The organism is Pseudomonas sp. MAG733B (assembly GCF_036884845.1).
Classification (GTDB): Bacteria; Pseudomonadota; Gammaproteobacteria; order Pseudomonadales; family Pseudomonadaceae; genus Aquipseudomonas.
In genome coordinates, this window is sequence record NZ_CP145732.1 from 2,810,763 (window position 1) to 2,831,761 (window position 20,999).

General features: G+C 56.9%; 11 protein-coding genes and 1 tRNA gene. All 12 read left to right on the plus strand.

Annotated features, from left to right (window positions below; translation table 11 throughout):
• The first annotated feature begins 4 nt into the window (after nucleotides 1-4).
• The 12 genes from pheT to V6Z53_RS13105 all read left to right on the plus strand — a co-directional run bounded on the left by pheT (nucleotide 5) and on the right by V6Z53_RS13105 (nucleotide 20,624).
• Nucleotides 5-2,386, plus strand: coding sequence for a phenylalanine--tRNA ligase subunit beta (pheT, locus tag V6Z53_RS13050; RefSeq protein ID WP_338585916.1), 2,382 nt, complete (start codon nucleotides 5-7; stop codon nucleotides 2,384-2,386).
• A 3-nt stretch (nucleotides 2,387-2,389) separates the two neighbouring features.
• A complete protein-coding gene (gene ihfA / locus V6Z53_RS13055) occupies nucleotides 2,390-2,692 on the plus strand; it encodes an integration host factor subunit alpha (protein WP_002553164.1) in 303 nt (100 codons plus the stop codon).
• The gene (locus V6Z53_RS13060; RefSeq protein ID WP_003179985.1) at nucleotides 2,673-3,029 is read left to right on the plus strand and encodes a MerR family transcriptional regulator; all 357 of its coding nucleotides are present in this window, start codon (nucleotides 2,673-2,675) and stop codon (nucleotides 3,027-3,029) included. Before ihfA ends, V6Z53_RS13060 begins: the two co-directional genes overlap by 20 nt.
• Nucleotides 3,030-3,118: 89 nt before the next feature.
• A tRNA-Pro gene (locus V6Z53_RS13065) sits at nucleotides 3,119-3,195 on the plus strand.
• Nucleotides 3,196-3,588: 393 nt separating this feature from the next.
• Entirely contained in the window at nucleotides 3,589-3,804 is a 216-nt protein-coding gene (locus V6Z53_RS13070; RefSeq protein ID WP_338585918.1) for a helix-turn-helix domain-containing protein, read from the plus strand.
• On the plus strand, nucleotides 3,797-5,839 hold the full coding sequence (locus V6Z53_RS13075; RefSeq protein WP_338585919.1) for an N-6 DNA methylase: 2,043 nt from the start codon (nucleotides 3,797-3,799) through the stop codon (nucleotides 5,837-5,839). The genes V6Z53_RS13070 and V6Z53_RS13075 overlap by 8 nt, the downstream gene beginning before the upstream one ends.
• Nucleotides 5,836-7,173: an AAA family ATPase gene (locus V6Z53_RS13080; RefSeq protein ID WP_338585920.1), complete on the plus strand. Its 1,338-nt coding sequence runs from the start codon at nucleotides 5,836-5,838 to the stop codon at nucleotides 7,171-7,173. The genes V6Z53_RS13075 and V6Z53_RS13080 overlap by 4 nt, the downstream gene beginning before the upstream one ends.
• Nucleotides 7,170-7,826, plus strand: coding sequence for a hypothetical protein (locus tag V6Z53_RS13085; RefSeq protein ID WP_338585921.1), 657 nt, complete (start codon nucleotides 7,170-7,172; stop codon nucleotides 7,824-7,826). The genes V6Z53_RS13080 and V6Z53_RS13085 overlap by 4 nt, the downstream gene beginning before the upstream one ends.
• Nucleotides 7,823-9,232, plus strand: a complete 1,410-nt coding sequence (locus V6Z53_RS13090; protein WP_338585923.1) for a hypothetical protein — start codon at nucleotides 7,823-7,825, stop codon at nucleotides 9,230-9,232. The genes V6Z53_RS13085 and V6Z53_RS13090 overlap by 4 nt, the downstream gene beginning before the upstream one ends.
• Nucleotides 9,233-9,235: 3 nt before the next feature.
• On the plus strand, nucleotides 9,236-13,399 hold the full coding sequence (locus V6Z53_RS13095; protein ID WP_338585924.1) for a protein kinase: 4,164 nt from the start codon (nucleotides 9,236-9,238) through the stop codon (nucleotides 13,397-13,399).
• Nucleotides 13,399-15,072: a hypothetical protein gene (locus V6Z53_RS13100; protein ID WP_338585925.1), complete on the plus strand. Its 1,674-nt coding sequence runs from the start codon at nucleotides 13,399-13,401 to the stop codon at nucleotides 15,070-15,072. Before V6Z53_RS13095 ends, V6Z53_RS13100 begins: the two co-directional genes overlap by 1 nt.
• Nucleotides 15,069-20,624 carry a hypothetical protein gene (locus V6Z53_RS13105; protein ID WP_338585926.1) on the plus strand — a complete coding sequence of 1,852 codons (5,556 nt, stop codon included), beginning with the start codon at nucleotides 15,069-15,071 and terminating at the stop codon, nucleotides 20,622-20,624. Before V6Z53_RS13100 ends, V6Z53_RS13105 begins: the two co-directional genes overlap by 4 nt.
• Nucleotides 20,625-20,999: the final 375 nt, after the last annotated feature.

A 20,999-nucleotide genomic window follows, 5' to 3' on the forward strand; every position in this document is an offset into this window, starting at 1 on the left:
CAGGATGAAATTCAGTGAACAATGGCTGCGTGGCTGGGTTAGCCCGCAGGTAAGTCGCGACGAGCTGGTTGCTCGTCTGTCGATGGCCGGTCTTGAGGTCGATAGCGTTACGCCGGCCGCCGGTGTTTTCAGTGGCGTGATCGTGGGTGAGGTGCTCAGCACCGAACAGCACCCGGACGCCGACAAGCTGCGCGTTTGCCAGGTCAGCAATGGCTCGGAGACTTTCCAGGTCGTGTGCGGTGCGCCGAACGTGCGCCCGGGCCTGAAGATCCCGTTCGCCACCATCGGTGCCGAACTGCCGGGCGACTTCAAGATCAAGAAAGCCAAGCTGCGGGGCGTCGAGTCCAACGGCATGCTGTGCTCGCAAGCCGAACTGCAAGTGGGTGAAGGCAACGATGGCCTGATGGAACTGCCGGCCGATGCGCCAGTGGGTCAGGACATTCGTGAGTACCTGAATCTGGACGACGCCAGCATCGAGGTCGATCTGACCCCGAACCGCGGCGACTGCCTGTCCCTGGCCGGTCTGGCCCGTGAAGTCGGCGCGCTGTATGCCGCTCAGGTTACTCGTCCAGTGGTTGCCAGTGTTCCGCCGGTGCACGACGAAGTGCGTTCGGTAGAAGTACTGGCCCCGGCTGCGTGCCCGCGTTACCTGGGTCGCGTAATCCGAAACGTTGACCTGTCCAAGCCAACACCGCTGTGGATGGTCGAGCGTCTGCGTCGTGCCGACGTGCGCAGCATCGATGCTGCCGTCGACATCACCAACTACGTGATGCTCGAGCTGGGTCAGCCGCTGCATGCCTTCGATCTTGCCGAAATCAATGGCGGCATCCGCGTGCGCATGGCCGAAGAAGGCGAGAAGCTGGTTCTACTCGACGGTCAGGAAGTCAGCCTGCGTAGCGATACGCTGGTCATCGCCGACCACACCCGCGCTCTGGCCATTGCCGGTGTCATGGGTGGCGAGCACAGCGGCGTCAATACCGCGACCACTCGCGATATTTTCCTGGAAAGCGCGTTCTTCGATCAGATCGCCGTTGCTGGCAAGGCTCGTTCCTACGGCCTGCACACCGACGCCTCGCATCGCTACGAGCGTGGCGTGGACTGGCAACTGGCCCGTGAAGCCATGGAGCGCGCCACTGGCCTGCTGCTGGAAATCACCGGTGGCGAAGCCGGCCCGATCATCGAAACCGTCAGCGAACAGCACTTGCCGTCGATCGCGCCGGTTACCCTCCGCGCTCAACGCATCACCCAGATGCTGGGCATGGAAATGGATTCGGCTGAAGTCGAGCGTCTGCTCAGCGCTTTGGGCCTGACCATTACTGCCGACGGGGCAGGGCAGTGGCGCGTTGAAGTGCCAAGCCATCGTTTCGATATCAGCCTCGAAGTCGACCTGATCGAAGAACTGGCTCGCCTCTACGGCTACAACCGCCTGCCGGTTCGTTACCCGCAAGCGCGTCTGGCGCCGCAAGCCAAGGCTGAAGCCCGCAGCGATCTGCCTGAACTGCGCCGCCTGCTGGTCGCCCGTGGTTATCAGGAAGCGATCACCTACAGCTTCATCGATCCGAAACAGTTCGAACTGTTTAATCCGGGTGTCGAGCCGTTGCTGCTGGCCAACCCGATTTCCAACGACATGGCGGCCATGCGTTCGTCCTTGTGGCCTGGTCTGGTCAAGGCGCTTCAGCACAACCTGAACCGTCAACAGGATCGCGTACGTCTGTTCGAAAGCGGTCTGCGTTTCGTTGGTCAGCTCGAAGGCCTGAAGCAAGAGCCGATGCTGGCTGGTGTGGTTTGCGGTAGCCGCTTGCCGGAAGGCTGGGCGCAAGGTCGCGACACCGTGGACTTCTTCGACGTCAAGGCTGACGTGGAAGCGGTACTGGGCTTCGCCGGTGCTCTGGATGCGTTCACTTTCGTGCCGGGCAAACACCCGGCGTTGCACCCGGGGCAAACCGCGCGCATCGAGCGTGAAGGTCGTCTGGTTGGCTTCGTTGGCGCTATCCACCCTGAATTGTCGAAAACCCTGGGCCTGGATCGTCCGGTCTTCGTTTTTGAGATGGTTCTGGCGGAAGTGGCTTCGGGCAAAATGCCTAAATTCCACGAGTTGTCGCGCTTTCCTGAAGTGCGTCGTGACCTCGCACTGATTGCATACAAAGACGTTGCAGCCTCGGCTGTACTGGACGTAATCCGTGAAAATGCAGGCGAATGGCTGACAGACCTCAGGCTATTTGACGTATATCAGGGTAAAGGCATTGATCCTGATAGAAAAAGCCTTGCAGTCGGCTTGACCTGGCAGCATCCATCGCGCACTCTTAATGACGATGAGGTGAATAATACGACGCAAAATATCCTCACCTCGCTCGAACAAAGGTTGAACGCCACGTTAAGGAAGTGACGTATGGGGGCTTTGACGAAAGCTGAGATGGCGGAACGTCTGTATGAAGAGCTGGGCCTGAACAAGCGGGAAGCCAAGGAATTGGTCGAACTGTTTTTCGAGGAAATCAGGCACGCTCTTGAAGACAACGAACAGGTGAAATTGTCCGGTTTCGGCAATTTCGACCTTCGGGACAAACGCCAGCGGCCTGGCCGCAATCCGAAAACGGGAGAAGAAATCCCGATCACGGCTCGCCGTGTGGTCACCTTTCGTCCAGGGCAGAAGTTGAAGGCCCGAGTTGAGGCTTATGCTGGAACCAAGTCATAACGACGAGCTACCCGTCATCCCAGGCAAACGCTACTTCACCATTGGTGAAGTTAGCGAGCTGTGTGCGGTAAAACCGCACGTACTGCGCTATTGGGAGCAGGAGTTTCCTCAACTCAACCCCGTCAAACGCCGCGGAAACCGCCGGTATTATCAGCGCCAGGACGTGCTGATGATCCGGCAAATCCGCGCGCTCCTTTACGATCAGGGTTTCACCATCGGCGGCGCGCGCTTGCGTTTGTCCGGTGACGAAGCCAAAGACGACACCACCCAATACAAACAAATGATCCGCCAGATGATCGCCGAGCTGGAAGATGTTCTGGTGGTCCTCAAGAAATAAATTCCTGCTTTTAAATACTTTCAGTTTTCAAAAGCTTGCGATATATTCTTGAGCGTTCTTCGAGAAGAGGAACAGGTTTCACGCCTAGTCGGGGCGTAGCGCAGTCCGGTAGCGCACTAGCATGGGGTGCTAGGGGTCGAGTGTTCGAATCACTCCGTCCCGACCAAATAATCCTAGAAAATCCAGTCACTTAGCGGTGATTGGATTTTTTTATGCCTTCAGGTTTTTCTTGTCACTTTGAAACTGTGCTTTCTGGTTGCCAATTGGTTGCCAATTGAGATTGTCTTGTCATCATTGTGGAGATGGGATCAATTCTTAGGGTGGAGTTGGTGTTCGGTAAGTGTCCGGCGAGTAAACCTTGTCGGTGTGAGTGAGGAACTCTGCGGTGTGACTGCAAAGAGTTGGGTTGTCAGTTCTTTCAGTTGCAGCGGTCTTTGGTGGCTAAAAATGGCTGTAATTAGTCTTTACCCAAGCTAACCCGACTTAACCCATGCAAATAGGTCTGAATATCTGTAAGCTCATTTCATATCCCTATACAGCAAGAAAGCAGGATCTCGCTATGGACGACCGCTGGCTCTCCGTCGATGAAATCGCCGATTACCTCGGTGTGGCCAAAGACACCATCTACACCTGGGTGACCTCCAAAGGCATGCCGGGGCACAAGGTTGGGCGCTTTTGGAAATTCAAGAAGGAAGACGTGGACGCCTGGGTACGAGAGGGCGGTGCCGCTTCCAGTAGTGATGACTTTGATGACAAGGGGGCGCGCAATGCCTAAACAGCGCTCCATACAGGACAACAACGACATGATAGACCTTGATCAAGAAGCCCAAGCGCCTGAGCGCGCGCTCGAAGAGGGCAAGGTCTTTGACTACATCACCGGCAACCCGGTGAAAGACAGTGACAAAGAAAAGGTCCGCCAGCGTATTGCTCGCGCCATCATCCATGAATACGGCATCGCAGCCGAAGACATGGAGCCAGATTTCAAGATCAAGATGCTGGGCAAGAATCGCAAGCTCGATATCGCTATTTTCAAGCCCGGCCAGGCGCACACAGTAGAAAACCTTTATCGCGCCGTGGTGGTCGAGAAAGAACCCAAGATCGGTACTAAGGGGGCGTACCGTATGCGCGACCCTGAAGAGGCGCGCAAAGAGTTCGAGGTGCTGGAAATCGTGATGGCCGAGGTCGAGAGCTGCGACTACGGCCTGTGGACTAATGGCCTGGAATTCTTCTTTTTTAAGAAGGAGGTCACCCGTTTCGATACTAAGTTCAAACCCATCGGTGACTGGCCATTAGGTGACGACACCTTTAGCGTTGAAGGCCGCTCCATGGGACGGATGCGCCGTGCGGACCCGGTGATGCTGCGTACCGCTTTCCGTCGTTGCCATAACTACATCCACGGCAACGAGGGCATGCCCAAGGACGCCGCTTTCTGGCAGTTCCTGTACCTCATTTTCTGCAAGATGTACGACGAGCAGCAGCCAAATGAAGCCCGAGGGTTCTATGTAGGCCCTTTCGAACCGTTTGACCCCGAAGGCCAGAAAGCCATCCGTCTTCGAATCAGACCACTCTTTGAAAGAGTAAAGAAGAAGTACGATGGCCTCTTTAAGGGCAACGAAGAAATCACCCTGTCCGACCGGGCTTTGGCTTTCATCGTTTCGGAGCTGGCCCGTTACGATTTCGGCCGTACCGATGTTGATGCTAAAGGCACGGCCTACCAAGAGATCGTGGGCACCAACCTGCGTGGAGATCGCGGCCAATACTTTACGCCGCGTGGGGCCATTAGCCTCGCTGTCAAGATGCTCGCACCCAAAGAACACGAGCGTGTGCTGGATTCGTCATGCGGTACGGGGGGCTTCCTGGTTGAGACCCTGAACTATTTGAACAAAGTCTTTCACGAAGAGAAACGCGTCAAGGCGGGCGACGAGAACACCGAAGAGTTCGTATCCATTCGTGATCGACTTGCCAATTACGCAGCCAAGAATCTGTTCGGCGCCGACTTCGACCCCTTTTTGGTACGGGCCGCGCAGATGAACGTGATGATGGCTGGCAACTCGCTGGGTCATCTTTATCACATGAACTCACTCGAGTTTCCGGTGGGGCACCTGCCTGGCGTTCAGGCAGCGAAAGAGTCCATCCCTCTCGGTACGATTGATGTCTTGATGACCAACCCACCGTTCGGGTCAGACATCCCTGTCACCGAGAAAACCATCTTAGAACAGTACGAATTGGCTCGCCGCTGGGAGCGGCAAGGTGATGGATTTGTGATGACCAACGCGATCAAGCCTGCGGTTTCGCCCGAGGTCTTGTTCATCGAGCGTTGTGTTAAATGGCTCAAGCCGGGAGGCCGTGCGGGCATCGTCTTGCCCGATGGCATCTTGGGCAACCCTGGTGACGAGTACATCCGCTACTGGATTCTGCGCCATTGCTGGGTGCTCGCTAGCATCGACTTGCCGGTGGAGTCGTTCATCGTCGAGGCCAACGTCAACATCCTTACCAGCCTGCTCTTCCTCAAGCGCAAGCCTGCGGAGGTCATTCAAGCCGAAGATTTGGGCCAGAAGAAGGACTACCCCGTGTTCATGGCTGTTGCTGAGAAGGTGGGCTTCGACCGCCGTGGTAACACGCTGTATAAGCGTCACCCCGATGGCGAAGAAATCCTCGTCGATGTGAGCCATGAAGAAAAAGTCCGCATCGGTGGCGGTCTGCAAGTGCGTACGCTTCATCGCAAAGAGCGCATCCTCGACGACGACCTCCCGGAGATCGCCAAGGCCTATGCCGAATTTCGCGCCAAACACCCGGAGCCCAGCAAGTGATTACACGACTGGAGGCCACACGCTATCGTTGCTTTGAACGCCTGGCTGTTGATGTCGGCGACTTTCGGGTGCTGGTCGGGGCTAACGGGTCGGGCAAGACCACACTGCTAGACATGCCGGTGCTTTTTGGAGATCTGCTGCGCGCAACTAACGTCTCCGCTCCCTTCATGGAGCGTCGGTCCGAGCTACCGCCGCGGGCGGGTAGTTTGAACGAATTGGTCTTCGCAGGGCGGGGTAGCGACTTTACGCTTGCTGTCGAAGCACGCCTGCCAGACGCTGTGCAATCTAAGGTGATTGAAGGCATGTTCGCCAGGAAGCGCAGCGAGCGATCTCGTCAGGTATTGCATAAAGACCGCCGTCATTGGCCGACCCACATTCGTTACGAAATTGGCTTGCGGATCGGTGCCGATCAGGCACTGCAGGTGGCTTACGAATACCTGTTCATGTTCCCTGAATTGGATGGGCCTGACCGTCGCCAAGCGGGCTTTCATGGCGTTGCCGCTGGCAATAAAAAGCACTGGCACCTCACCTTGAAACGCGAAATTGGCTACGAGTCTGAGTTCGCACCTGAAACGCCACAGGCGAACGTAGCCAAAGTGGGCCTTCCCGAAACTCTGCTCGCCATGCCGCGCGTGCTGTTTGAGTCCGAGGCGGGTTACCCCGCCGCCCGCTGGTTACACAGCTTGTTGACTACCGATGCCGTTTTCCTCGAGCCTAATTGGTCCGCCATGCGCCAAGCCAGCCCACCAGGGCAGCCCAAAGTCATCACGGCCAATGGTCGCAATATCCCTTGGCTTGCGCTGGAATTGAAACGCGAAGGCGCGCCGGATGGCGTCCCTGTTGACTTTCGTAGCGAACGCTATGCCGATTGGATTGCCCACGTGCAAACCGCGCTGCCTCAGGTGACGGATATCGACGTGCGTGAGCGCGAGGACGATCACCACGCCTACTTCGTGGTCAGCTACAAGGGGGATTTCAAAGTGCCTTCGTCAGGTTTGTCAGATGGCACCCTACGTGTTCTCACGCTGACGCTGCTGCCTTACCTCAGCAAACACCCATCCATCCTGGTGACCGAGGAGCCCGAGAATGGCATCCATCCGCGCGCCATCGAAGCTGTTTTGCAATCACTCTCGTCCATGTACGACAGCCAGGTGTGGGTATCTTCGCACTCACCCGTGGTGCTGGCTCGTGCCAGGTTGGATCAGTTGCTGTGCGCAAGGCTTGTCAGTGAAGGTGGGGTAGAAATGGTAGCTGGTACCAATCACCCTCGCCTACAGGAATGGCGCGGTGGTATCGATCTCGGCAGCCTATTTGCAGCGGGGGTACTGGGATGATAAACAAGCGCCCCTGCGTCATCTTGGTGGCCGACAGCAACATGGCCGCCACCTTCCGTGGCTATTTCAAGCGTGACCGCTGGCATCTCAGCCTTGGCTGTGCGCCCTTTGAAATCAACACCGATGTCGGTGCGGACATGCTCGTGGATGAAGGCGGCAACGATCCAGGTGTCTACACCAAGGGCCATGAGCTGCTACGTCCCTACCAAACCAGTCACCATCGCGCGCTGGTGGTCCTGGATTGCGAGTGGGAAGGCTCACCAGGCAAGGCCGCCATTGTTGAACACATCACCGGCCACCTGGTCGCAAGCGGCTGGTCGGAAGATGCGGTCAAGGTGATCGCCATCGATCCGGAACTCGAAAACTGGCTATGGCAAGATAAGCCGCAAGTAGCTGACGCGCTTCGCTACAACGGCAAAATACCGTTGCGACAGCATCTGGCTGACAACAATTGGTGGCCTCTTGATGTCGCCAAACCGCCCCGGCCAAAGGAGGCGGCAGAGTGGGTGCTGAAGCAAACTCGGCAGCCGCGTTCCTCGGCGATTTACCAAAAGCTGGCGGAACTCATCTCGATCAAAGGTTGCACGGACTCAGCATTTGCCGAGATGCACGCAGCGTTTCTGGCGTGGTTCCCTGTGGAGGTGGCGGCATGACCTTCACAAGTTTCAATAATGCACGAATTGTTCAGTCCGCCTGGCTTGAAGAAGGCGGGCGGCGGCTGGATTGCAATCCGTATATGTCTGGAGCATTGGAAGCCCGGGATGCTTTAAAAAAACTCGCTTGCAAAAAGGACAGACTTGCAGACGTTACTCTTGCAATGTTCGATTCTGGGCGCGAGAGCCGTAACTGGGTTGATGATCCTCGATACGGCGTACGTTACATGGGTAGTTCGGCTATCAGTTTGGCAGACCTTTCAGCCCTGCCATTGATCTCGAACAAACAGGTTGCACGCAATCCGAAACTTCTGGTTGAGGAGGGATGGTCTCTAATCACGCGATCCGGGACTATTGGCCGAATGGCCTATGTGCGACCAGATATGGCCGGATTGGCCTGTTCTGAGGATGTGCTGCGTGTCGTTCCCAACTCAGAGCGGATTCCGACTGGATATCTGTTTGCCTTCCTTTCCTGCCGCTATGGCGTACCGCTAGTGGCCTCAGGAACCTATGGCGCGATCATTCAGCATATAGAGCCACACCATATAGCCGACCTCCCAGTTCCACGATTTACGAATGAATTGGAGATGCGAGTACACGAGGCGATTGAGCAAGCTGCCTACCTCAGAGCAAGGGCAAATCAGAAGCTGCAAGACGCACAAACGCGCCTTGCACAGGAGATTGGTCAACCAGAACCCTTTGGAAGAAGCGCGTCTGCGCGCGAACGATTGACGCGAGTTGTACATGTCTCAGACATACAGAGAAGCATGCGCATGGAGGGGAATTTTTTCAATCCTAACGCTGCTCACGTGGAAGACTGGATACTGTCTTCCGGCAACTGGACTCAACTAGGTGATGTTGCGGACGTCTATGACGTCCCGATGTTTAAGCACATCTATGTTGAGGAGGGTAATGGGGCGCCGTTCTTTACAAGCGGCGACCTGTTTGATCTTGATCGAAATGCCAGAAAATTTTTGTCAAGAAGTCGAACTGTCAACCTGTACAAGTACATATTGAAGCGCGACTGGGTGCTACTGGCTAGATCTGGGCAACTCGGTGGAATTATTGGTCGTCCGCAATATGTCGACTCTGGTCTCGAAGGAGCCGCCACGTCTGATCACGTCTTACGCATAGTCCCCAAAGAAATTCCTGGCGGTTACCTATTCGCATATCTGTACAGCACGAAGATTGGGTATCCTCTCCTTACTCGCTGTGTGACGGGGCATTCCATTCCGGCCCTCTGGCCTTCGCAATTGAAATCGCTGCCGATTGTTTTAGCATCGCCTGAAGCGATGGAGGAGATTTCCCAGTTAGTTGCCGAAGCATTTGAGGACAGAGTCAAAGCTACTCAAGCCGAAAGTATTGCACGGCTGCAAATTGAGAACGCGATAGAAGGCAAGGAATAGTTCATGGCTAAAGTGATCCCCGTTGGTCAGCCGGTCAACGATGCAGAACGCAGCGCTATCGCTTACCTGAGGGATCGCTTGCCAGACAGCTACATCCTGCTACACAACTTTGAAATTGAACGTCATGGCGAGCGTTTCGAGATCGACATCGCGCTGCTGACTTCGCATACGCTGTACCTGATTGATGTGAAAGGCACACGCGGCACCATTGATGTATACGGCAACAAGTGGTATCCCGAAGGGCGTGCGCCATACCCTTCGCCGCTGGGCAAACTGCGCGGGCATGCGCGCACTGTGAAGGGCTTGGTCACTCAAGCCCATCCGGGGCGACATGAGCTGGACGACATCTACGTGGATGCGGCCGTTCTGCTTACCGCGCCGGATGCGCATCTGAACGACCGCGAGCAAATAGACGCAGACCGGGTGGTGAAGTTGAAGGATGCCGAGCGCTACTTCAAAGACGCTACGCGCATTCCTGCACGCTTTTCGAAGAGTATTCTGCAGCAGCAAGCGTTGATCCTGCATGCCTTAAAGGTAGTGAAGCCGGCGTCTGCCATGCAGCGCTTTGGGCACTGGGAGGTGAAGGAAAAACTTGGTGCGGCCCAGGCCTACGTCGAGTTCCGCGCAGAGAACGTCTTTGCGGGCGGTACGGCCCGTTTGCGTGTTTACCAAGCGGACCCTTACCAGCCTGAAGAAGTGCGCAAGGCTCAGGTCAACCGTATCGCTAATGCCTATCGGGCATTGTCCAAGCTGCCCCTGCATCCCAACATCGTCGCCGCTAGGGACTTCTTTCCCACTGACGACGACAAATCATTCATCCTAGTCTTGGATGACGCACTCGGCCAGGCGCTGACTGTGCACATGGCTCGGCCGCAGTTGGCGCTGACCCTGGATCAGAAGTGGCGCGTGGCCAAAGACCTGCTGGCTGCTCTGGTTCATGCCCATCAACATGGTGTGGTGCATCGTAACCTCACGCCGGGCGCGATCTTGATTGGTCAAGATGGTACCACTCGCATAACGGACTTTGACTTCGCCAAGCCCCGCGTGGACCGCAGCTCGACGATTGCGGCGGACATCGTTGATTTGGTCGAGAAAGCCTACGTAGCCCCAGAGGCATTTCGCGAGCCGGGTGCGGCGTCAGTCGCGTCGGACATCTTTGCGGCTGGAGTCATCATCTATGAATTGTTCACCGGAGAGCGTCCGTTTGCAGGCGAGCCCACCACCGTATGGGATCGCGACGGCGAGTTTCTGAACAAGCCTTCTGCGCTGCGGCCTGAGTTGAATGACGCTTTCGATGCTTGGCTGCAAAGTCTGTGTGCGTTTGACGAGTACAAGCGGCCACTGGCTCCCAATGCGTTGGCGGCATTGAATGCCTTGCTACAGCCTGTGGCACTACAATCTGCGACTCCCGTTGAAGTATCTGGTTCTGAACCCGCGGAGGTGTCTGATGACCAAGCCGACTACCTGAACCTGGTGGCAGGCTATCGGTTGACCCACAAGTTCATCATTGAGAAGAAGCTGGGGCGTGGCAGCTTCGGCGTGGTCTACAAAGTGATCGACACACTGGGCGATGTGGCACGCACGGTGAAACTAATTGTCAGCGACCGGCACTCGACCCTGGATCGTCTAAAGCAGGAGTACCGCCACCTGGTGCATATTCCTGAGCACCCGCACGTGGTGCGCGTCTTGGACGCGGATGTGATCCAGGGTCGTGACATTCCTTTCCTCGTCTTTGAGTACGTGGAGGGCTCCGACGTTGGCGACATGATTCAGGAGCGACTGCTGTCACCTGAAGATGCTTTGGAGCTGGGCAAACAGGTGATTGAGGGCCTGGTGCATCTGCATACACATGGCTTTCATCATTGTGACATTAAGCCGAGAAACCTCCTGTGGACGCAGAAGGGTGCGAAGATCATTGACTTCAATGTGTCGGTGCGGGCTGATGATAAGGATTCGCGAGGAGGCGGCTCGCGTCGTTATTTGCCGCCTGATTTCGACCCTGAGGTCATTCCGCATAACGGGGAACGCGCAGACCGCGATCTGTATGCCTTGGGGCTGACGCTGTATGAAGCGCTGACTTCGCGGTATCCCTGGGACACGACAGAGCCACCCATCAATAGGTCTGCGCCAGACCCTCGCGAGTTGTCGGGGTTCTCTGACCTTGAGCCAGAGCTGGTGAACGTGGTGCTGAAGGCCATCGCCCCGCGTCGTGCGGAGCGATTTGCCGCTGCTACAGATTTTCGTGATGCCCTAACCGAGATACGCCACGCGCGGCGCATCCAAACCACGAGCTTGGCGACGATGGCCGCAGCCGCTAGTTGCGGCAATTCCGTATTCTCAGGGGCCGCGCCTAACAGCAACGCCTTCGTGTCGCACCTGCTCACACTCTTCAGCCAAAGCCGCCGCAGTAATGCCGGTACGCGCGGCATGGACGCACTGGGTTTTTCTACCTATGTGGACACCGCCTTGGATCGGGCACTGTTGCCAGCGGTACTGTCGGGCGAGTTTCGTTTGGTACTGATCTCCGGCAACGCGGGCGATGGAAAAACGGCCTTCTTGCAGCGTTTGGAGAAGGAGGTTGAAATCCGCGGCGGATCGTCCAATCGCGGCCTGCCCAATGGCAGCGAGCTGGCTTTGGACGGCAAGCGTTACCTGGTCAACTACGACGGCAGCCAGGACGAAGGCAACAAAGACAACAGCCAGGTGTTGTTGGACTTCTTGGCCCCCTTCAAGGGCGGTGAAGCAAGCGATTGGAAGCCGAAAGAAACCCGCCTCATTGCAATTAATGAAGGCCGCTTGGTGGACTTCCTTGCGACGCACGAGCGCGACTTTCCTGAGCTGACTGCCCTGGTTCGACGGTCGTTTTCGACGGGTGAAGCCGAGTCCGGCGTCGCGGTGGTGAACCTAAATCTGCGCAGCGTGGTGGCAGAGGCTGAAGGGGGCTCGATTCTAGAGCGCACACTGCAGAGCATCGTACAGACCAAGAATTGGTCGGCCTGCGAGAACTGCGACCTAAAAGACAGCTGCTACGCCTTGCATAACGCGCGCAGCTTCCAGGATGAGATTGCTGGCCCGCGCTTGCTGGAGCGACTCAAGACCCTCTACACAATGGCGCACTTGCGTGGGCGCTTGCACATTACGATGCGTGATCTGCGCTCGGCGCTGTCGTTCATGCTGATAGGCAACCGCGATTGCGGCGAAATTCATGCGCTGTACGCGGCCGGTAAGCATGACGAAGTGGCTCGCAGCTATTACTTCAACAGCTGGATGGGCGGTGGGCAGCCGACTTCGGATCGATTGCTCACCTTATTGAGCGATCTAGATGTGGGCAAGCAGGAAGACCCACGCTTCGACCGAGGACTGGATTTTGTGCAGCCGGATGACCGTGCGCTGTTCCGTTTCGAGCAGCGGGGGAAATTCGATTTCGAGGTGCTGAAGCGTCTGTTCGGGGATCTGCCTCGCGGGGTTTCTGACGTATCGGTTCTACAGCGCGCACGCAAGCATCGTGAGTACGTGGCGATGGCCCGGCGCAAGCACTTCTTTGAGCGACGTGACGCGAGCTGGGAAAAGATGCTGCCGTACCGCTCGGCTAAACGCATGGTCGAAATCGTTCGTGGCGAAACGTCAATTGACGCACTGATAAGCGAAATTCTGCATGCCATCAACCGAGGCGAGGGCCTGCAACGACCGGAGCGCTTGGGGGCTAGCTTGGCTTTGCAGTTGCGTCAGGTTGAGCGCGGTACGGTCCGCAGCTATCGGCTCTTCCCCGTAGAGGGGTTTGGTCTGCAGGTACAGGACTTCGCCGCCAAGGCACGCTTCGTCGAGCACCTGCCAGCAGGCCTGCTATTGAAGTTTCAGGGCCAGGGTGCCGGTGCTATCTCCAGTGAGTTGATTATCAACCTTGATGTGTTCGAGATGTTGATGCGATTGAATGAAGGCTACCGGCCCAGTGTGGAGGAAATGCAGGGCTTCTACCTCTGCTTGGGCGTGTTCAAGAACAGTCTAAATGCTCAGCCCTATCGGGAGATTCTGTTGACTACCACGGGACATGATTTCTACCGTTTGGCGCGTCATGACGACGGCCGGGTGGAAATGCGTTTGCTGCAGGGTACGGTGATCAGTGGGCTCAAACAAGAGGCCAAAGAACGAGGTCTTAGGGGGAACTGATGGCGTTGCAAAAGAAGGACAGAGAGTTCCGCCTCCCGAAAGTCAGCTACCTCGATTTCAAGACCATCGAGATGGACCGCGTGCTCACGGGCTTGTTTGAGCGCTTGGAGCACGGCGGCTATCCGAGCGTGTTTCGCGACAAGCGCGAGCTGACTGTGGACAAGTTCGTGGACGACATCCTAGATGCCGGTGACCGCTTCTTGGGGTTCGCTCAGCACCGAGATATGGTGCAGCGCTGGGTTGAAACCCATCTCATGGACATCGTCAATCGCGGCAAAAAGAATGCTGCGGTGGCTGGCCCACGTCCCCTCCATGGTTATACCTACCGCTTTCGCAACCCCAAGCATTCACGTGACTATGGTGCTGCCCAACACCTGTATCAGATGCTTCACCACGCTCGGCATCTTTCGGGGCACAAAGCCATCGAGCACTTGAAAGCCTTCTTCTTTGATGGCTTCGACAAGCTCACACGAGAGCTGAACGACAAGGCGCTGACTGACATTGAAACGTCCACGCTGCTGCACTTCCTGTCGCAGCGCAAAGATACTGCGGATACCCGTGCCGGGGGCGACCGCTTCGCCCCAGTGTGTATTGGATCAGCAGACTTGATGGCCGAGGACATTCAGCGACTGCTGTTCTACAAGCCCTTCATGCCGCGCTCGGTGATGGTGGAGTACCTGAAGATATTGCTCTCGTTCCACCTAGCCCTCTACCACTTGCGGCTACTGAAGCTCTTGCCCGCCTGGCAGAAACTGGGGGGGGCAAATTCGCTTTGTGCAGATACAGCATGCCCGATGAGGCCGCGTGAACAGCGTAAACCGCAGGGGGACTGCCCTTATAAGCTGGGGTTGTTTGTTGACCTCACCGGCAGCGCTGACTCGACAACCGCCACCCTCGCTGAGCGTAGTGCCGATGGCTATTACCGGCGCATCCCTAGCTTCATCCGTGCGTACTTTGTTGCGAAGAAGCTAGACGAGTTCTCTGAACACCTTGTTCGGCGCGGCAAATTGATACGTCCATTGAATTCGGTGTTCACCGTCGGTGAACTGTATGGACTTCAGGCCGAGCCATTTGCGGAGGAACGGGACAAGTTCTTCGGTGAGCGCCTGGCGGGGCTCTTGGAGTCTTTGTCAGAGGGCGAGGCCGGGCTGGATGCCGAGGTTGAGGCCATCACCAAGATGGGGCTATCGGATTTTGAGACCTACATCGAGATTCTTGTTGCCCTCCGTGGAGCATTCCACAGGAAGTACATCGTCGAGTCGCTTGACGCGACGATGCTTAAAAACAAGCCCGGGGCGCTTCTGGCTCAATCGCGTGCGCGGAGTGCCCCGCGCCGATTTGCTCTTGAGAGTCGTTTGCTGGAAGTGTTGCTGCAGATCGCGGTGCTGCGTCCAGGAGGTGATGCGGGCTACTTTACGGGTGAGATGCGAATTGACGATCTGCTGTCCTTTCTGCGCGAGCGTTACGGCCTCTACATCGATCAGTTGCCTCCCGGCGAGGGTTTTTCAACGCCAACCATCGATGAGCGTAAAACCCTACGAAGCAACGTTCAGGCATTTACTGGACGCCTGCGGGAGATTGGCTTCTACCGCGATTTGTCCGATGCCTATGTGACCCAGACGGTTGTGCCGCGTTATACGATTGCAGAACTAACAGAAGGAACGCGCACATGACGCAGGGACTGCGTGAAATCACTAGCCAAGAACTGAGCGCGGCGCTTGAGTCTGTCTTGCTACCGAGGCTTTGCAAAGTCTTGGCTACTCGTGATCTTGGGCATTGCATGCGTGTCACCGACCTGGACCGTGAGCTGATGATCCGCTTAGCAGGGGGGCTGCGTGCGGCCATACCCTCTGCCAATGTGGTTGTGCTCGCAGACGACGCACTGCGTGCCCACGCACCGGAATTAGCGGTGACGAGCACCAAGCTCGTTGAGCTGCGCAACCCATTGCCTAACGATGAGCTAAGGCCCCCGTTGCTGGTCTTTGTGCCGAACGATCTACGTGCCTCTGCCGAGGATTCGTTCGGTGTCGCGACGTTTGAAGAGGTGTCGATTGATGGTGCCTACGCTGAGCTGAATACACTGGTGATCACGCAAATTCCGGCCAATCTTCGGGTTTCGGTCGAAGCCTGTTTGGGTGAGTTGCGTCGGAGCGATTCGCGCTGGCGATATGCCGACGACGCTGCTGTTGCGCGATACTTGTTGACGTGTCAAGTCAATGGCTTTGACCCGGAGGCGATGGGGGCTGCGCTGTTCGAGATGGCCCTCGTGCCAGATTTCGAGTTGTTCCAGCAGGCGGAACGCGCCCCTGCGAGGCTGGCGCGCAACCGCGAATGCGTAGAACAGGTCACATGGTCAACCAAGACAGAACGGGTGCGCGCCCTTGAGTTGGGCCTACTCGATCCGGTTTTCTGCAAGCAGCTTGGTGAGTTCTTTTCGAGGGTTGGTGTAGCCAATCCAAAGGAATGGACCCAACTGATCGTCCGCGACCGGGTCAATTGGCCCCTCGCGTTCAACAACTGGCTATTCGAGGACGGGGGCGTCAATCCGGATGCCATCTTCATTGGTGATGTTGAGCTGCCAGATTTGCCGGTGGTGAAGGATGACAATGAAGATATCCGTCTGGCAGAGCTGATCGGTCACCGAGTATTGCCCATCTCGAAGACGGGGCTGAAGAAATTCAGTGTGTCCTTCAGGGTCGATCCTGTGCCGTCCAAGGTGGAAGGCTTGTCTCGATTCGTGGCTGAGGTGGTGTCGCGCGACAATGGCCCCACAGGCTTGCGCCGCCGCAAGGCAGCATGGGGCAAGGGAGCGGATTCTGGCGTGATCGCATTTTCGTCGATTGGCAAGATCGACTGGGAAGAGGGTTGGCACTTTGTGCGCGTATACGGGGAGACCGAAGATGGTGACCGTATTCCGCTTGCTGATGGGGAGGGCAATCTTGTTCGCCTCAACAGCGATGCTTCCGAGACCTTTGCCAATGCCAACGAGAGCGATCTTTTTTATGTGGTCACCGACGACGAGATAGAAGTTGAGCCTCCACAGCGTGCGGTGCCGCGCGAGCCAAGCTTGATGCATGCGCTGCTGCGTGCGCGCTTTGCTGCTGTGGCTCAGGATCGAGACCCCAGTTCTGTCTCGATCACAGGTTGCGCTTGGGTGGAGCGAAGCAGCAAGGCTGCCGCTAGTGGTGAGACCCTGGAGGTTCGGCTGGGGAAAGAAGGGAAGGCGAATGTCTTGGTGTCCGCTGTGTTGGCTGGCCTGGAGCGCGCCTTTCTTGGCGACCCGGATGGCCTCAATCGATTGAGGCTGTCGATCAACGCTTCCGGCGTTACCACGCGATCAACTATCTCCTTCAAATGGCCGACTTCGGATGAGGCGGCGAGGTTTCGGGAGTCTCGGGCTATCTTCTTTGGCGTAGTCCTGCAAGACGATCAGCGGCTGATCATGCAGGCCAGCGACCTTTTGAGCCTGCAGGAGCCCGCTCAGAACTACGCAGCAGCCTACCTGGCCTGGATTGATGCTGTGTTCGTCCGATGCAGTTCAACAGATGCAGTCATTGTACGCCAGGCCTTTGAGGAGTTGCGTTGCGCACTCACCATCGATTCGGTTGCTTTGGTGTTGGAGGATTATCAAGGTAGGCGGCGTGACGCCGTTCTTTTGGGCCCGACTCATCCGCTTCGTGCCAGCTGGCATGTCGCCTGGAGCCAGCTGGGGCAGACCTGGATGGAGCGCAGCCAGGCTAGTGGCCGCGAGTTTGTGGTGCCGACCCGAGACGCTGTGATCAAGCAGCTTGCACCTGCGGCGTTTCCACCTGTATTACCTTTCGGTGAAGAGCTGGGGCGCACGGCGCTGGCTGTGGACAACATCAACCCGTTTTGGTCGCTGTATGCGGCGACCGACGAGAAAGACCCGCGTGGTTTAGTTGGAGAGGTGTGTGCTGCCCTAGGGCTGCCCGAGCCCGCAATTGGTGGCGCGACCATTGATAGCGCCTACTTGGCGGCTCGGGTACAGCGCTATCTGATCCAGCACCCGTATGTTGAGACGTTGACAGTCAATGCATTCAATGCAGGACGGGCAACAGCCTTGGCTGAAGTGCTGCTTGCCCTGCAGCGTCATCCCGAATTTGCCGATCTTCGGTACGATATCAGGCTGTTCGTGCCCGATCCGGCGGCTCCTTCAACGGGGGATGCGCTGCTGGAACTGTTAGCCCCCGACTCGGGAAACAGCGCAAAGGAGGCTGACGCATTCTGTTCGCCGACCGACAGCCACTTGCACCCCAAGTTGCGGTTGGCGATTCGCGCGATCAAGGAGTTCCGAGACGAGCCTGAATCGCATACCGCGCACCTGTCGTTCTTGTTTGACATGTTTCCGGCGGAGGAAATCCGCGCTGTTGACGTTCAGGAGTCAGATGACTCCTCATTCGTCCATGGCCTTGTCCAGCCCTTCCAGGTGGATTACGTGGAGGATGAGCAATCCATCACTTGGCTTCGCCGCCCGTTGCACGGTATGGCTCAGCCGATTGAGGGGGCGGAGGCTTTGTCCGACCTGATGGGAGGCATCTCCCGCGCTGTTTCGGTTGCCGTGGCGACCGTTGCGCGCAGCCAATATCTGCCGCATGCGCGGCCGGTGGTGGCGTTGAGCTTGTCCGCCGACGAGCGCGCGATGCTCCATCAGGTGCACGAGGTTAGCGATTGGGTGCTCACCATTGATCGGAACCTTGGCATCGAATTTTTCGACCATCGGCGGCATTCAACGCGCCCCGACTACCTGATTGATCACTCGCCCGACATGGCCAACACAATGAGCCATCGGCTGGCAATCACGTCCCGTTCGGTGGCCGAGCTGGAATCATTGTTGGTGCCAATATTGGGCGAATACGGGCTACCTAATTCAGGTAGTCATGCATTGGTGATGCTGGATCAGCTTCGCTCGCTGTCTGGTCGGTTGGCCCTGAAGCTGTTGTCGTCGTCTTCGCAAAGAGCGGAGGCGATGGGACTCGCGCTTTCACGGTTGTTTCTTGAACATCAAGGTGTGTTTCAGAACCAGGTTGTTGTGCCCTTGGATGCGCACCTGGAACTGTACAAGGCCCTTCGTCAGAACGCCGAGGAAATGGGAGATGAGGTCAATTTCCGGCGAACGGATCTCGCACTGTTCGACCTTAATCCGACGACTCGGGTCGTGACCTGTAGGCTGGTCGAGGTGAAGTGTTACAGCCAGGTTGGGGACGTGGCAGCGTATGGGCAATTGAAGGTATCCATTGCTGAGCAGATCGCGCAGACGGAGCACGTTCTCGCCTACCACTTTGACCCTAGCTTGGCTGAAATAGATCGTCCGGATCGCCCAATCAAGAACCGTGACTTGGCAGCTCTGCTGGGTTTCTATTTGGACCGCTCGGAACGGTACGGTGTTGTTCTGCCCGAGGCTGCAGAAGAGGTGCACTTCTTCTTGCGCCGTTTGGATGAGCGGCCTTACACACTGCAGTTTACGCGGAGTGCCGTGGTGTTCGACTTCAGCAAGCCGGGCACGGAACCGGCCGAGCATGAGAACGGTATCGAGTTCTACCGCATTGGCAGTGATCTGATTCGCCAACTGGTCGAATCCGCGGTGACCGACACCGAGACAATTGCGAGCTTGCAGAGTGCGCCGTCTACCGATACGGCGCGCGAGATCACCCAAGAACTGCTGCGTCGCAGGACTTTGGCACCAGCTGTCCCGACCTTTGAAACCGCTGCTTTCTTAAGCCCGCCTCGTGATCGAACTCTGGCATGGGGCGACAGTCCACGGGCTTCGCAAAGCCTATCAAACCTCGCGCCTGTAGTGCTGGTGTGCGAACCAGAGCCTGCTGTGGTGTTAGCCCCAGAGGTGATTGATCCGCCTCAGCTGCCGATCACGCCAGAGCCGAAGCATTCCGCCATGGCTGACACCGAGCCCGCACCTGCGTTATACGAAGAGAAGGTGGAGACTCCCATAGCCCCAACAGTCTCTGCTGCTTCGCCTGAAGTGGTTCAGCCTCTCAATAGCTGTGTCGCCTACGACATCATGCTCGGCGCGACCGGATCAACGCCTCAATACGGTTTGCTCGGAGAGGTATCTGGGCGCAAGGTTGCTCTAGACCTGAACCAGACTCACACCATCAGTCTGTTCGGTGTGCAAGGGGGCGGAAAGAGCTACACGTTAGGCAGTATTGCGGAGATGGCCTCGTTGCCAATCCCAGGTATCAACTGCCTGCCTGAGCCGCTGTCTACGGTGATCTTCCATTACAGCCCGACCATGGACTACAAGCCCGAGTTCACGTCGATGGTGGGTGCCAACAGCGTTGAAGATCAGGTCCGAGCGCTGAAGGAGGTGTACGGCGCAGAACCGAAGGCTCTAACTGATGTCTTGTTGCTTGTGCCGGCAGATAAAATTGAAGAGAGGCGGGCGGAGTATCCGGACATCGAGGTGTTGCCACTGCAGTTCTCTGCATCGGAACTGAAGGCTTCGCACTGGAAGTTTCTGATGGGGGCCGTGGGCAATCAGGCCACCTACATCCGTCAGATCATGCGCATCATGAAGTCCATGCGCGATGACATTACTCTGGAGGGGCTGCGAGTCGGTGTCGAGGCGTCGTCGATCCCGGAGCATCTGAAGGAGCTGGCCAGGATGCGTCTGGAGTTGGCTGCCGAATACATCAACGATTCAACTTCGCTCACCGAAGTGGTCAAGCCTGGTCGCTTGCTCATCGTGGACCTTCGAGATGAGTACATTGAGAAGGACCAGGCACTTGGACTCTTCGTCGTGCTCCTGCAGCTATTTGCAGAGGCACGAATCGAGGGGAGGAGCTTCAACAAGCTGGTGGTGTTCGATGAGGCGCACAAGTACATAGAAAGCCCAGACCTCGTTGCGGGGCTGGTCGAAGTTGTCCGTGAAATGCGCCACAAGGGCGTGAGCATCATGGTGGCTAGCCAGGATCCACCATCTGTTCCGGTCAGCCTGATAGAACTATCCACCCAGATCATCATGCACAAGTTCAATTCGCCCGCCTGGCTGAAGCACATCCAGAAGGCAAACGCTGCATTGGCCAATTTGACCCCTGAACGCATGGCTCTGCTCAAGGCCGGCGAGGCTTACATCTGGTCAAGCAAGGCCACTGACGAGGCGTTCTCTAAGGGGGCCGTAAAGCTCAGATGTCGGCCACGAGTAACCGAGCATGGCGGAGCAACTAGGGTCGCCGTTAGAAGCTCGTGATGGATGCATCATGAGCAGGCTCAATCACAATTAGCGAAGTAAATAAAAGAAAGGGGTAAGCGAAGTGCTTACACCTTCTATATTTAGGGCTATGGGGGGGCGCCCGGGGGAGCGCGGGTGTGTGATTTTTGTGCCAAGCTGTATTGAAAATACAAATGGGCGTTACCAATGACGGGACGAAGAGCAACGGTAATGGATGGTAGCGGAGTGCGAACATCAGCAGCGAGAGGGTGACTGCACAGCATGCTAGAACGCCGAAAGACACAAAGAGCCCGAGCGAATACGGCTTTCAATTTACGTGACATCCCGCTTCCGGCGGGCTTTTTGGGCGCAAGCATCTCGGTGGAATTACCTAAGTATCTAAATTTCGCAATG